This window comes from Agrobacterium sp. SORGH_AS 787, from assembly GCF_030819035.1.
Classification (GTDB): domain Bacteria; phylum Pseudomonadota; class Alphaproteobacteria; order Rhizobiales; family Rhizobiaceae; genus Agrobacterium; species Agrobacterium larrymoorei_B.
This window is the reverse complement of sequence record NZ_JAUTBG010000002.1, coordinates 718,261-731,705: the sequence shown is the minus strand read 5'-3', so window position 1 is coordinate 731,705 and position 13,445 is coordinate 718,261. Positions and strand designations below refer to the sequence as shown.

Here is a 13,445-nt window from a genome sequence, read left to right as displayed (position 1 = left end):
CGCCCTTCATTTTCAAGGGCGGGATAAAGATGCTTCAGATACGCAATGTCAGCGTTCACTACGGCGAGGGCGACGGCGGCGTTGTCGCCCTTTCGCGGATCAACCTGGATATCCAGGCAGGCGAATTTGTCGTCGCGCTGGGCGCATCCGGCTGCGGGAAAACGACGCTCCTGTCCTGCATCGCCGGATTTCAGCCCGTCACGGAGGGCTCGATCGTCATCGATGGCCAACCGGTCACGAAGCCTGGAGCCGACCGTGGGGTGGTTTTCCAGCGGCATGCGCTGATGCCCTGGCTTTCCGTCGTCGACAATGTTGCTTTCGGTCTGCGCATGCAGGGTATGCCGAAGGACGAGCGGCTGGAACGCGCGCGCCACATGCTCAGCCTCGTCAGTCTCGACGGTTTTGCTGACAAGAAGATCTATGAGCTGTCCGGTGGAATGCAGCAGCGCGTCGGCATTGCGCGAGCACTGGCAGCGGACCCGGCCATGCTGTTGATGGATGAGCCACTGGGTGCGCTCGACGCCTTCACCCGCGAACAGGTGCAGGAACTGATCCTCAAGGTCTGGGCCAAGACGAATAAAATGGCCTTCTTCATTACCCATGATGTCGAGGAAGCAATCTTCCTCGCAACCAAGCTCATCATCATGACACCGCGCCCAGGGCGAATCGCCCGTGAGATGCCACTGCATTTCAGTCGCCGCTTCTTGGAAACCGGTGATGCGCGCGGCGTCAAATCCTCTCCAGACTTCATCGCGATCCGGGAAGAGGTTCTGGCTGCGATCCACAAGGGTGAGAAGATGAATGAAGGGGTGGCCGCATGACCGAGACATCCTCAAACGGCAGGGCCATCACCCCGGCAGCAGGCGTGCAGCCAAGCAAATCCAAACCGCGGCGTGTTGCGCTGAGCAGCGTTCATCTGGGCCTGATCAGTACGCTGACGGTGCTTCTGGTGCTGACGGTCTGGGCGGTCGTGACGCATCTTGGCCTCGTCAAGCCGCTGTTTCTTCCCAAGCTTGAAACCGTCCTGAATGCCTTTATCGCGGCTATCGAAGGCAATATCGATGGTGCGCCCCTGACCGAGCATATCGTCATGAGCCTGTTCAGGGTCGTTTCCGCCTTTGTGCTCGCCGCCTTGATCGGCATTCCGGTCGGTCTTGCCATGGGCTTGAGTCCGGCCATCCGCTCGATGCTCGATCCTTTCATCGAGTTCTATCGACCGCTGCCGCCTCTGGCCTATCTGCCGCTGGTGATCATATGGTTCGGCATCGGTGAAACGTCCAAGGTCCTGCTGATCTATCTCGCCTGCTTCGCGCCGGTGGCGCTTGCGGCGCGCGCAGGGGTTCTCTCTGCCTCCTCCGATCAGATCAATGCCGCACGCGCGCTCGGTGCCAGCCGCTGGCAATTGCTTCGCTTCGTGGTATTTCCAGCGGCCCTGCCCGATATTCTCGTCGGCTTGCGGATCGGAATGGGGGTTGGCTGGACCACGCTGGTGGCCGCGGAGATGGTTGCAGCGTCAACCGGCGTCGGTCAGATGGTTCTCAACGCGTCCAACTTCCTGCGGACGGATATCGTCATGATGGGGATCTTTGTCATCGGCTTTTTCGCGATCGTTTTCGAATTCGCGATGCGCTGGCTGGAAAAGAAACTGGTCCCGTGGCGAGGCAAGATCTAGCCTCGTCTGCCGGATGGTTATCCGAAAGCTCAGGCGGGTCGCCGTCTTTAAGACGCTCCTTACGCATTAGTTTTTGGTTTTATCGCAAAACCGCTGCGCACTTGCGCAAGGCATGTTTCAAAGCTTTTGAAGCTTGATCACTATGTCCTCCGGTTCGCCTTCGAGCCGGAGGATTTTTTTGCGCGATGTTTCGCCCGAAACGAAGCTGATCGAGGATTTTGAGATCTTCAGTGTCTTCGACAGAAGCGCAACCAGCGCCTTGTTCGCCTTGCCATCTTCCGGCACGGCGGTGACGCGGGCTTTCACGTAAGCCTGCCCTTCGGCATCCGTCTCCACGCCATCGATTGCGTCACGCCCGCCAGAGGGCGTGAGCCGGACCCGAAGCTCCACGTGCCGCTGAACTGCTTTCCAGGGCTGAGGGGTCAAATGAAGAGCGAGATCAGGAAGGGTCTGATCGGATTGACGAGGATCATCTGGATGAAGACAATCGCCAGCAGCACGACGAGCGGCGACAGATCGATACCGCCCATATTGGGAAGGCGATTGCGGATCGGACGCAGGACTGGTTCGGTGGCGTTATAGAGGAAGCTGCCGATCGAGTTCACGAACTGGTTGGAAGAATTTATGACGTTGAATGCGTAGAGCCAGGAGAAAATGGCACTCGCAATCAGAATCCACCAGTAGATGTTCAGCGCCAAGATAATGACAGTAATCGCTGCATCAATAAACCCGGGCATCCGTGTCTCCTATGTTGTTGGAAGACATTTAGACATTGCCAGATGAGCCGACAAGTGGGGCGGTGCGGGAAGAGATCAATTGCGCGCTATCCAAGGGGCGTTTTCAAGATCAGGCTTAACACGAGACGAATAAGCCGGCCGATGCCACCGTTCCAAAGCGTGTCGCGATGTTTCAGATTCGCCCCTTACGCTTTGGGTCTTTGTTCTATCGCATGTCGTTATCGCAAAACCCGTCACCACTTTTGCGCGACATCCGTTAAGCGCCATGCGTCCTATTGGAGGCACGGCGCTTCATTTTTTTGAATCCGCGCATCGGGTCTTCCGAAAATCAATTCCGATTTTCGCGCCGATGCTGTCAGCCTATCAGGTGGCGTCAACTTCGCTCGCGTCGTGGGTGTCGAGGTGCTTGTGACCTTCCACCTGCTGGCGCTGGAGGACACGATCGCGCACAGAGACGCCGAGAAGCTCGGCAATGCGCCAGATCACATTGTCTTCCATCTCGTTGCGCTCGCCATCGGCATAGACGATGTCCCAGAGAATGCCGATGAGTTCGACGCGTTCCTGTTCGTTCAGGTGGCGGCGGATGTCGGTGGTGAAGCGGTAGTAATCGACCGCCTCCTTGCCGGCTTCCTGCCCCGCATCCATCAGCGCATCCAGCTTGCCGGAACTGAGGTCGTAGTGCTCTTGGAGCAGTTCGCGCAGGCGCTGGCGCTCGACCTTGGAAACCGTTCCGTCCGCTTCCATCACCTGAAAGCAAAGGGCGGCAATGGCGACACGAAGGTCATCGGGCGGAAAATCGCGAGACGTGTCGCCATTCGTCAGGCTTTGAAAGAAGGACTGGATACGTTCGAGCATGGCTCTCCTTGAGCGTTACGTTTGCCTTAGAACAGATTGAGGCGGGTTTTCTCATCCGAGGTGGCGGTTGTTTTCTTCACGCCCGGATCATCCGGCAAACCGCCGAAGAAGGGAACGGCTTCCTCGCTTTTTTCCGTCACTGTGGTTTTTGGCGCAGGCGCCTTGGACGTCTGGCTCACAGGCTTGACCGGCTCGGCAAGAGGGGCACCCTCTGCAGTCTTCACGCCTGGATCATCCGGTGGGCCGCCGAAGAAGGGAACGGCTTCATCCGTTTTCGCCGAGGCTGTGACCGTCTTTGGTTCAATTGATTGGACCTTCTGCTTCGGCGGTTCGACAACGGGATGAACCGGGATTTTCGTCTCGACTTTGGGCTCAACCTTTGGATCGATGTGTGGCTTCGCCTCGGTCTTCACCGGCTCGGCCTTTACTGGAACGGGGATTTCGATCACCCGCTCGCGGATTTCAGGCTTTGCGACATCCGGCAGCGACGCAAGCGCGCTATCGACGCTCACATCTTCAACCGGGCCTTCCAGCTGCCCGAAGGGCGCCTTCCATTCGAAGGCATCGAGACGGCCGGAGACCGGCGAAACAGGATGCCATTTTTCCGAAACGATGCCGTCCGCCACCCAGGCCGGGTCGCGCGGTGCGCGCAGCGCCTGCGCCATCCAGTGGCGCACACGGCCCTGGTCGCCGGTCTCGGCCTCTTCGATATCGGCAAGCAGCAGGAAGACGCTTTCGCGTGGTGCAATGCGGGCCGCAGCTTGCGCCTTGGATCTCGCCTTGTCGAAATCGTGCGCAGCCAATGCCGCCTGTGCTACGGCAAAGAGCGACTCGATATTGTTGGGCTTCAGGCTCTCCAGCCGCTCGGCCCGCTTCAGCCGGTCGATAGCCGTATCACCGCTGCGGGCGCGGACGTAAAGCTCGGCGATCTGCGGATGTGGCTCGGCCTTCCACACCGGCTCCAGAACAGCGGCTGCTTTGCGCAGATTGTCTTCGCGGAGATAGGATTTTGCCGCAACGAGTGCCGCAGGGACGAGCGCCTTCGAGAGCTTCAGTGCAGCTTTGGCGTCGTCGCGCGCACCTTTGGGGTCGCTTTCGAACTTCTCTTCCGCCTTCGCCGTCAGAAGCACGGCCTTGAGACGTTCAGCGTCGCCACGCTCGATAACGTGGGCGGCCTTCTGCTGGTCGAGCAGGCGGATCGCATCGTCCCACTCGCCGCTGCGGCATTTGCTTTCCAGCGTCGCTTGCGCTGCCCAGGGTAGGTAGGGCGCGTTTCGTGCGGCGTCCTCGGCATATTGCAGGGCTGCCTCATGCGCGCCCTGACGGCGGGCCTCGATATAAAGCCCGCGAAGACCGAGTTCGCGTGTTTCCGGATCGTTCGCCATCGCCTCGAACTTGCGGCGCGCGGCGTCGTATTTTCCTTCGATCAGATCGGCCTGAGCTTCCAGCAGATGGATCAGGGGCTCCTGGTCGGCGCTGAGCAGGCCCTGTGTTCTGGCCGTCATCTTGCGGGCGAGTAAGGCATTACCGGCACCGGCTGCAATCAGTCCTGTCGACAGTGCCTGGTAGCCGCGATCTCGCTTGCGGGCACGGAAATAGCGGCGTGCGGCATGGGGTGAATTCCACAGTGTGCTGATCATCAACCACAAAAGCATGATCGCTGCGATGAGGCCGCCGACAAGCGTGGCAGCGACCAACAGGCTCATTTCGATCAACTGGCCCTGCCAGGTGATGGCGAGTACGCCGGGACGATCGGCCAGCCAGGCAAAGCCGACGGCAATGAGAAGGACGATGACGACGAAGCTAACGATTCTGGTCATTGTCTTACCCCAGCTGGCCTGTGCTGCTGACAGCGCGGTTCAATGTACTATTCACGAGATCTTCAACCTGAATCCGAGCGTCGAGTGACTTCTTGTAATCGGCCGACGCCGTCTTGGCCGCGTCCGGCAGAGCATCCCATTCAAGCGCCGCGCCCTTCAGGTCGCCATTTTGCAGCTTGTCTTCCATGCGGGCGATCTTGGCTTCCGGGCCTTCGCCCTCGATATTGCCGACCGGGCGCACCTTGACCAGCGACATGGCGCTGTTGGCCAGACGGTCGAAAATGCCTTCATTCGGATCGGTCGGGCGAAGAGCGGTCAGCATTGCGTTGGCGACATCGGGGAAACGACGCACCAGTTCGGCACGGGTCGGAACGCCGGTATTGGCGAAGGGACGCAGCGACTGGATCGCCGGATCGTCGGGCGTTACCTTGGAGAGCGTGTCGAGCTCGGTGAGGAAAGGACCGCCACGGTCGATTGCCGCCTTGAGTGCTGCCGAGGCGATAGCGCGCGCCACTTCGACATCGTCGCGCGGCTCGTTGATCTTGGCTTCCGCCGCGTCAAGGCGCTGTGTCAGCGATGCTATGGTCTGGCCTTCCGCGGCCCGTTCGGATTGCAATGTCGAAATCGTGTTCTCGAGCTGCGAGATTTTCGCGCTCGCCTCGCCGCCGGATGCGGTGGAGCTTTCCAGCGCGGCGATACGCTGCTCAAGCGCGGAGGTATCTGCCGTTTGTGCCTTTGGCGCGTTTGCCATCTGCTGCTGGAGGCTGGCTACCTGCGATTTCAAGGCAGCCAATTCCGACGACGAACCGCCATCGGTTGAAGCGGAGGGCAGGACGCCCGCATATTGCATGCTGCCTGCGGCGAGAAGCGCTATCAGGCCGCCGACAATGCCTGCGGCAATCAGGCCGGAATTGCTCTGCTGCTTCGTCTCGCGCGATGTCGATGTGGTGGTCGCCGAAGGCTTGCTTGCGGATGATGCGCTGGAGGATGTGGATGCCGTGGTCTGTGGCTTGAAGGGTTCGCTCTTGGGAGCGTCCTTCCCGAAGGTGCTCGACGTTGTTTTGGCGCTGTCGGCAGCGCTGCTCGATGCGGCAGACGAGGTGGCCGAGGAGGCTGCTGCCGATGCGGCTTTCGGTGGCTCCTGCTTCACGGTCGCGTCCGTCTTTGCCGGGCCTTCGTCTTTGCCGGCTGCGTCCTGCTTGCCAACATTCGGCTCAGGCTCGATTGGCGATTTGGTTGGCTGGTCCCAGATGGGCTTTGGGTTCTCGACTTTCGCATTGTCTGCTGCGCTGGTTGCCGGCTTTGCGGGCTCGGAAGTGCCCGGCTCCGCTAGCGGCTCTGCGTCACTCGATGTGTCTGTCGGTGCCGTATCCGCAGGCATGGATGGCTTGGCGGCGCTGACATCCGTCACGTCTTTGGCGTCCAGATCGATCGTGACCGGCTCGGTCTTGGATTTGGAGTGGCGTGGCGGCTTTCCGGATACCATGACAACCTCATTTTAGTCGTGTCTATTCCTCGGTCGCGGTGGCGACGTACCACCTTTCGGGAAGACGGGATCGTTTGTCGCCACGCTCCAAACCTAGTCAGTGATGGTGGCAAAGGAAAGAGGCGAAAGGGAATTAGGTTCCAGCGCCGCCGTCCAGAAGCTGCAACATTGCGTGTTCGCTTGGCGTGGCGCTTGCCACGGCGCGACTGCGATGCGGTGTCGGTACGACGTCCAGAACCTTTTCGCTGATGCAGATGAAGCGGCACGCGCTGAGCGCTGGCGCCAGATCATGCGTATCGACAAGGTCAAAAAAGATCCGGGCGGTCTCGCGTGAATAGAGGAGAACCGCACCCGGCTTGGGGTCGAGCGCGGCTCGCAAAGCTGGCCTTTCCCACAAGACCGGCTGCATCTCGTAAATCTCCGCAACATCCAGCCTGATCGCACTGTTCGTGAGCGCGGTTTCAAAACCGCCCTCGCGTGGCCGCCCGGCAAGATAGAGCAGGTGCGTGCTGTTCGCCGCTGATGCTTGGGCGATGGGTACCAGTGTTGTCTTCACCAGATGGGCGAGTGCCGTGCCATCTCCATCGCCGATTATAATGGTCTTAAAGCCGCTCTCTCTTGCCGCCTCGGCGGTCGTTGCACCCACGGCAAAAAGCGGGCGGTCGAGATTGCTGGACAGATCGATGCCGGACGCCTTCAGTGCGCGGAATGCTTCGGCGCTGGTGATGGCGATGGCATCGGGTTCGCGCGCCAGCAACTCTCTTGCGGCTTCCGCCTTGTGCATCGCTTCGGTCAGTGGCAGCAGGATCGGCTCATGGCCGCGCTCCTGCAAAAGCGTTGCCGTCTTCTGCCCCGAACGCATTGGACGGGTCACGACGACGCGCATGGCTTAAGCCCAGCTTTCGAAGAAGCCGGGACCGGCGGCGTCCCTCACCTTTTCACCGGCCTGACGGCCCAACATTTCGGCATCGGCAAGCTTGCCGGAAACTTCGACGGCATGTTCGGTCTGCCCATCCGGTGTGAGAATGAGGCCGTGGAAATGCAGGTCCTCACCATGACAGGTCGCAAGGCCCGCAATCGGCGTGCGACAGGAGCCATCGAGTGCTGCCAGAAAGGCGCGCTCGCACATCACCGCATCATAGGTCGGCTCGTCATTGATGGCCGAAAGCAGATCCTGAATCCGGCTATCGCCGATGCGACACTCGATGCCGATGGCGCCTTGCGCCGGGGCAGGGGGGAATGCCTTCGGGTCCAACAACTCCGTCGGCACGTCGTCCTTGTTCAGCCGCTTCAAACCGGCGAAGGCAAGCAAGGTGGCGTCCGCCTGGCCTTCCGCCAGCTTGCGCAGTCTCGTATCGACCAGACCGCGGAAGATGATGACCTCAAGGTCCGGGCGCAGGCGACGGATGAGAGCCTGACGGCGAAGCGAGGCCGAGCCGACGATGGCGCCGTGCGGCAGTTCCAGAAGGCGAGGTGCGGTTCTGCCGATAAAGGCATCGCGCACGTCTTCGCGGGGCAGAAAGGCGCGAAGCTCCAGACCGTCCGGCAGCCTGGTCGCCATGTCCTTGGAGGAGTGAACGGCAAAGTCAAGATCGCCGGAGAGGAGTTGCGCTTCCAGCTCTTCGGTGAACAGCCCCTTGCCGCCGATTTCGGATAGAGGGCGGTCGGTCATACGGTCGCCCTTGGTCGCGAGCGGCACGATCTCGAACATGTCCGGCGGCAAATCATGCGCCGCCGCCAGCCGGTCGCGCGTTTCGAACGCCTGCGCCAGAGCCAGCGGGCTACCGCGCGTGCCTATTCGGAAAGGTTTTGTTTGCATCCGCATCTATCCGTTGTTACCGGAGGTGTTCGTACCTAAGTTTCAAAAGCACCGCAATCAACGAACCGGCTGATGACCCCCTTTCTTCGTATCCTCGGCATAGAGACCAGTTGTGACGAAACCGCTGCATCCGTGGTGGTTCGGCATGCTGACGGCCGTGGCGAGATCGTCTCCGACGTCGTTTTGTCGCAGCTGGAAGAACACAGTGCCTATGGTGGCGTGGTACCGGAAATTGCCGCCCGCGCCCATGTGGAGGCGCTCGATACATTGATCGAGGAGGCGCTCGCCAAGGCGGGCGTCACTCTGGGACAAGTGGACGCGATTGCAGCCACCTCTGGGCCTGGTCTCATCGGCGGCCTGATCGTCGGGCTGATGACCGGCAAGGCAATCGCGAAGGCCGCGAACAAGCCGCTTTATGCCATCAACCATCTGGAAGGTCATGCACTGACGGCGCGGCTGACGGACGGGCTTTCGTTTCCCTATCTGATGCTGCTCGTGTCCGGTGGTCATACCCAGCTGATCCTGGTGCGCGGTGTTGGCCAATATGAGCGTTGGGGAACGACGATCGACGATGCACTCGGCGAAGCCTTCGACAAGACGGCCAAGCTGCTTGGTCTGCCCTATCCCGGTGGACCGGCGGTGGAAAAGGCGGCGAAGAATGGCAATCCCGATCGCTTCCCCCTGCCGCGCCCGATGGTGGGCGAGGCAAGGCTCGATTTCTCCTTTTCCGGCTTGAAGACGGCCGTGCGACAGGCAGCCACTGCCATTGCCCCGCTGACGGAACAGGATATTGCGGATATCTGCGCCTCCTTTCAAAAGGCCGTGTCGCGAACGTTGCAGGACCGGATCGGTCGTGGGCTTCAGCGTTTTACAGAAACCTTCCCCTCCGTCGAGGGTGGACCGGCCCTCGTCGTCGCCGGTGGTGTCGCCGCCAATCAGGAGCTGCGCGGCACCTTGCAGGCGCTTTGCGACAAGCACCGCTTCCGCTTTATTGCCCCGCCGCTATCGCTCTGCACCGATAACGCCGCGATGATCGCCTGGGCCGGGCTTGAGCGTATGGCAGAAGGCATGGAGCCCGACAGTCTCGACACGCAGCCACGTTCGCGCTGGCCGCTCGATGCGGATGCGAAGACACTGATCGGTTTTGGCAAGCGCGGAGCCAAGGCATGAGCAAGCGCGAAACCATCGTCGTCATCGGCTCCGGTGCTTTCGGCACGGCCATTGCGGTGGTGATCGCGCTGGAGAACCGCCACGACGTGACGCTGCTTGGCCGCGATCCCTCATTGATGGCTGACCTGCAGGCCGATGGCGTGCATGACGCGGCTCTGCCGGGAATCGCGCTTCCCGATGCGTTGAAATATTCCGCCGAACCCGAAGTGCTGCGCAATGCCGGCATCGTGCTTTTCGCCATGCCCTCGCAGGCGCAGGCGGATGCGGCGCGCCAATACGGTCCTTACCTGGCCAAGGATGCCGTGGTGATGACCCTCGCCAAGGGCATTGATCGTTCTTCCGGCCAGTTGCTGACGGATGTGCTGGAAAAGGAACTGCCATCGCACCCCGTAGCTGTGCTTTCCGGGCCGGGCTTCGCTGCCGATATCGCCAAGGGGCTGCCGACAGCCATGGCGGTTGCAGCCAGCGATGCCGCACTGGCGGAGCACTTGGCGCAAACCATTTCCGGCCAGACCTTCCGGCTCTATGCGTCGACCGACCGTATCGGCGTGCAGCTTGGCGGTGCGCTGAAGAATGTGCTGGCGATTGCTGCCGGTATTGTCGAGGGGGCGGGGCTGGGTGAATCGGCGCGTGCGGCGCTGATTGCGCGCGGGCTTGCGGAAATGTCGCGGCTTGTCGTTGCCGTCGGCGGGCAGGCGGACACGGTGCGCGGGCTTTCCGGTCTCGGCGATCTTGTGCTGACCGCCACCAGCCACCAGTCGCGCAATCTGCGCTTCGGCATTTCGCTGGGGCAGGGGGACGCACCATCGGCCTTTCACGGCGGGCTGGTGGAGGGCGCTTACGCCGCCTCCGTTGCTTCGCGGCTTGCCGCCGACCACAAGATCGACATGCCCGTTACCGATGCCGTTGCGGCGATCATCGACGGGCGGCTGGACATTCGCACCGCCATGCGACAATTGATGACACGGCCCATCACCACCGAATAGGGACTGGGCGACATGAGGAGAAGACAATGCTGTTTGCCTTTATCTGCAAGGATAAGCCTGGCCATCTGAATGTGCGTATGGACACCCGCCCCGCGCATCTGGAGCATCTCAACAGGCTGAACGCCGAAGGCACGCTGAAGATCGCTGGCCCGTTTCTGGATGCGGACGGCAAGCCGAATGGCAGCCTGGTGATCGTCGAAGCCGCCGATATCGATGCCGCACGCGCCCTTGCCGATGCTGACCCTTACGCCAAGGCAGGCCTGTTCGAAAGCGTCGATGTGAAGCCCTATAATTGGGTCTTCAACAATCCGGCTGCGTAAGGACAAGGCGCGACATGGCGAATTACTGGCTATTCAAATCCGAACCCGACACATGGTCCTGGGAACAGCAGAAGGCCAAGGGCGAGGCTGGCGAGGAATGGACCGGCGTGCGCAACTATCAGGCACGCAACAACATGCGGGCGATGAAGCTTGGCGACAAGGGTTTCTTCTACCACTCCAATGAGGGGCTGGAAGTCGTCGGCATCGTCGAGGTCTGCGAGTTGTCCAAGCCGGATTCCTCTGCCGAGGGCGATGCGCGTTGGGACTGCGTACACATCAAGGCCGTCTGCGATGTGCCGAAGCCGGTCACATTGAAGGCGGTGAAGGCCAATCCGAAGCTTGCCGACATGTCGCTCGTTACCTCCATGCGGCTTTCCGTCCAGCCGGTGACGGAAGAGGAATATCTGGAAGTCTGCCACATGGCAGGCGTCGACAAGCCACCGCGCTCACCAGACTGATCCGACCGTTGAAGACCGCGCCAGACGACTTCATCCGCGCCAATACCAGCATCATGGCACCACCGCATGTGCCGGAGCTTCGCCTTCATCTGGCAAGCGAAGCGCATGATCTGTGGTTGAAGACGGAAGAAGAGCTGGAAGAGATCGGCCTGCCGCCACCCTTCTGGGCTTTCGCCTGGGCGGGCGGGCAGGGCCTGGCGCGCTACATTCTCGATAACCCGGATGTGGTGCGCGGCAAGCGCGTGGTCGATTTCGCCAGCGGTTCCGGCATGGTGGCGATTGCCGCCGCTCTTGCCGGTGCAGTCTCCGTACTGGCGGTCGATATCGATCCGTGGGCAAAGAGTGCGGTGATGCTCAATGCTGCCGTCAACGGTTTGACGATCGACGTGATCTCGGACGATGTCATCGGCAAGGATATCGACGCCGACGTGCTGCTCGCCGGCGACGTGTTTTACGACAAGGGATTTGCCGATGCGCTGATCCCGTGGTTCTCAGCCCTCACGTCCAAGGGCGTTGCGGTTCTGGTCGGGGATCCGGGCCGTGCCTATCTGCCCAAGGCGAAGCTCACCGCCTGCGCCACCTATCAGGTGCCGGTGACGCGGGCGCTGGAGGATAGCGAAGTCAAGCAGACGACGGTCTGGCGTCTGTCCTGATTCCTCGAATGCCCTTAGGGGCGGATGACGCACACGCCCGCTTCATAATGGCAGCTGTCATTGAAGGTGCGCTGGTTCACGTGGATGATGCGCGGCTCGACGGTGCTTCGACGATAATCATCCGGCAGATAGGCGCCGCCGCTCTGGGCGTAGAAGTAGTTGCCGTTGCCCGGAAACCGCGCTGCCGTCAGTCCGCCCGCATAGGTGCCGATGCCTCTGACATAGGATGGCAAGCCGTAGCCGCCGACGACGGAGGGCTGCGAATAACTGTAAGCGCGGTCGTAACTGTGGTTTCGATGATAGTCGTTTGCGGTTGCCAAAGAGGGGCAACCAATGGCGATCAGGAGGGTTGGAATGATCCACGATGCCTGCTTGAACATGATCTTCTCCATCCAGTTTTTAAGCTTCCCGTTCGATCGGAAAGGCGGTTTTTGTTTTACGTTTACGTAAATTAATTAGAAAGTTGACGTTTGGAAACGCTCGACATTTTATTTTCGATCCACAGAATCGCACGGAATTTCTAGATCACAATCGATTAAATTCAAAACGGTCACCGATTGTACTTGTCGGGATGGCCTCGTGCGATTAAAGGTCGCGCTTGGTGCAATGCACATTCTTTCGTCATGTGCGTTGTTTGGGGGCGCCCGGCTATCATCGGCGCCAGGAAACGCCGTGAGGTTCATATGGCGAACAAGACAAACAATCGGCCTTTGTCGCCGCATCTTCAAGTCTACAAGCTCATTCCGACGATGGTTGCGTCCATCGTGCACCGCATTACGGGCGGCGCGTTATATTTCGGCACGCTTCTGGTTGCCTGGTGGCTGATTGCGACCGCCTCTGGCGTCGACGCTTATGCCTGGGTCCAATGGGCCATGAGCTCGCTGATCGGCAAGCTGATCCTGATCGGCTATACCTGGGCGCTGGTTCACCACATGCTCGGCGGACTTCGCCACTTCATGTGGGATCTCGGCCATGGTTTCGAGAAGCATTTTACCACGAAGCTCGCCAAGGCGTCTTTCGTCGTTTCGATCTGTCTGACCGCGCTGATCTGGGTTGTCGCCCTGATCGTGCGCTAAGGAGATAACATCATGGATATGCGCACCCCTCTCGGCAAGGTTCGCGGTCTCGGCTCCGCCAAGGAAGGCACCGAGCATTTCTGGCGCCAGCGCGTGACGGCCGTTGCCAACGTGCCGCTTCTGATCTTCTTCGTCGGTTTCCTGGTCATGTATGGCGGCGCACCCCATGAGGTTGTCGTTTCGGCTTTGTCGAACCCGCTCGTTGCAGTGATCATGGCGCTCGTCGTCGTTTCCGGCCTCATCCACATGAAGCTCGGCATGCAGGTCATCATCGAGGACTATGTGCATGCGGAAGTTCCGAAGCTGGTTCTTCTGATGCTGAACACCTTCTTCGCGGTGGCCGTCGGCGGTCTCTGTCTCTTCGCCGTTCTGAAAATCGCATTCGCAGGATAA

The 13,445-nt window shown here is 60.4% G+C and carries 16 protein-coding genes and 1 pseudogene; 9 read left to right on the top strand and 8 right to left on the bottom strand.

From position 1 onward, the window contains the following. The first annotated feature begins 29 nt into the window (after positions 1–29). Both QE435_RS12925 and QE435_RS12920 read left to right on the top strand, forming a co-directional pair. Positions 30–821 carry a taurine ABC transporter ATP-binding protein gene (locus tag QE435_RS12925; protein ID WP_309771903.1) on the top strand — a complete coding sequence of 264 codons (792 nt, stop codon included), beginning with the start codon at positions 30–32 and terminating at the stop codon, positions 819–821. After that, on the top strand, positions 818–1,672 hold the full coding sequence (locus QE435_RS12920) for an ABC transporter permease subunit (RefSeq protein WP_349041619.1): 855 nt from the start codon (positions 818–820) through the stop codon (positions 1,670–1,672). Before QE435_RS12925 ends, QE435_RS12920 begins: the two co-directional genes overlap by 4 nt. Positions 1,673–1,789: 117 nt before the next feature. Here QE435_RS12920 and QE435_RS12915 read toward each other — a convergent pair whose 3' ends face one another. The 7 genes and pseudogenes from QE435_RS12915 to hemC form a co-directional block, all read right to left on the bottom strand. After that, positions 1,790–2,098: a DUF167 domain-containing protein gene (locus QE435_RS12915; protein ID WP_349041618.1), complete on the bottom strand. Its 309-nt coding sequence runs from the start codon at positions 2,096–2,098 to the stop codon at positions 1,790–1,792. Continuing rightward, positions 2,095–2,409, bottom strand: coding sequence for a YggT family protein (locus QE435_RS12910; RefSeq protein ID WP_306934540.1), 315 nt, complete (start codon positions 2,407–2,409; stop codon positions 2,095–2,097). The genes QE435_RS12915 and QE435_RS12910 overlap by 4 nt, the downstream gene beginning before the upstream one ends. A 363-nt stretch (positions 2,410–2,772) precedes the next feature. After that, complete coding sequence (locus QE435_RS12905) at positions 2,773–3,264, bottom strand: TerB family tellurite resistance protein (RefSeq protein WP_306934539.1); 492 nt, start codon at positions 3,262–3,264, stop codon at positions 2,773–2,775. Between the two features lie 218 nt (positions 3,265–3,482). Next, positions 3,483–5,084: pseudogene (locus tag QE435_RS12900) on the bottom strand (heme biosynthesis protein HemY); the annotation flags it as partial. Positions 5,085–5,088: 4 nt separating this feature from the next. Then, positions 5,089–6,570, bottom strand: a complete 1,482-nt coding sequence (locus tag QE435_RS12895; RefSeq protein ID WP_349041617.1) for a hypothetical protein — start codon at positions 6,568–6,570, stop codon at positions 5,089–5,091. A gap of 133 nt (positions 6,571–6,703) precedes the next feature. Then, the gene (locus QE435_RS12890) at positions 6,704–7,456 is read right to left on the bottom strand and encodes a uroporphyrinogen-III synthase (RefSeq protein ID WP_349041616.1); all 753 of its coding nucleotides are present in this window, start codon (positions 7,454–7,456) and stop codon (positions 6,704–6,706) included. Positions 7,457–7,459: 3 nt separating this feature from the next. After that, positions 7,460–8,389, bottom strand: coding sequence for a hydroxymethylbilane synthase (gene hemC / locus QE435_RS12885; RefSeq protein ID WP_306934535.1), 930 nt, complete (start codon positions 8,387–8,389; stop codon positions 7,460–7,462). A 72-nt stretch (positions 8,390–8,461) separates the two neighbouring features. On the opposite strand from hemC, the gene tsaD reads away from it, so the two are divergent. The 5 genes from tsaD to QE435_RS12860 are packed head-to-tail and all read left to right on the top strand — an operon-like array spanning position 8,462 to position 11,976. After that, a complete protein-coding gene (tsaD, locus tag QE435_RS12880; RefSeq protein ID WP_349041615.1) occupies positions 8,462–9,559 on the top strand; it encodes a tRNA (adenosine(37)-N6)-threonylcarbamoyltransferase complex transferase subunit TsaD in 1,098 nt (365 codons plus the stop codon). After that, entirely contained in the window at positions 9,556–10,545 is a 990-nt protein-coding gene (locus tag QE435_RS12875) for an NAD(P)H-dependent glycerol-3-phosphate dehydrogenase (RefSeq protein WP_349041614.1), read from the top strand. Before tsaD ends, QE435_RS12875 begins: the two co-directional genes overlap by 4 nt. A gap of 26 nt (positions 10,546–10,571) precedes the next feature. Continuing rightward, positions 10,572–10,865: a YciI-like protein gene (locus tag QE435_RS12870; protein WP_349041613.1), complete on the top strand. Its 294-nt coding sequence runs from the start codon at positions 10,572–10,574 to the stop codon at positions 10,863–10,865. 14 nt (positions 10,866–10,879) lie between these two features. Further along, positions 10,880–11,323, top strand: a complete 444-nt coding sequence (locus QE435_RS12865; protein WP_306934531.1) for an EVE domain-containing protein — start codon at positions 10,880–10,882, stop codon at positions 11,321–11,323. Between the two features lie 8 nt (positions 11,324–11,331). Then, a complete protein-coding gene (locus QE435_RS12860) occupies positions 11,332–11,976 on the top strand; it encodes a methyltransferase (protein ID WP_349041612.1) in 645 nt (214 codons plus the stop codon). A gap of 14 nt (positions 11,977–11,990) precedes the next feature. On the opposite strand, the gene QE435_RS12855 is transcribed toward QE435_RS12860, so the two are convergent. Further along, positions 11,991–12,356 (bottom strand): hypothetical protein, encoded by a 366-nt coding sequence (locus QE435_RS12855; protein WP_349041611.1) that lies wholly within the window; start codon positions 12,354–12,356, stop codon positions 11,991–11,993. A gap of 303 nt (positions 12,357–12,659) precedes the next feature. Between QE435_RS12855 and sdhC the strand changes: the two genes are divergently transcribed. Both sdhC and sdhD read left to right on the top strand, forming a co-directional pair. Further along, a complete protein-coding gene (sdhC, locus tag QE435_RS12850; RefSeq protein ID WP_349041610.1) occupies positions 12,660–13,052 on the top strand; it encodes a succinate dehydrogenase, cytochrome b556 subunit in 393 nt (130 codons plus the stop codon). A gap of 12 nt (positions 13,053–13,064) precedes the next feature. Beyond that, positions 13,065–13,445, top strand: coding sequence for a succinate dehydrogenase, hydrophobic membrane anchor protein (sdhD, locus tag QE435_RS12845; RefSeq protein ID WP_349041609.1), 381 nt, complete (start codon positions 13,065–13,067; stop codon positions 13,443–13,445).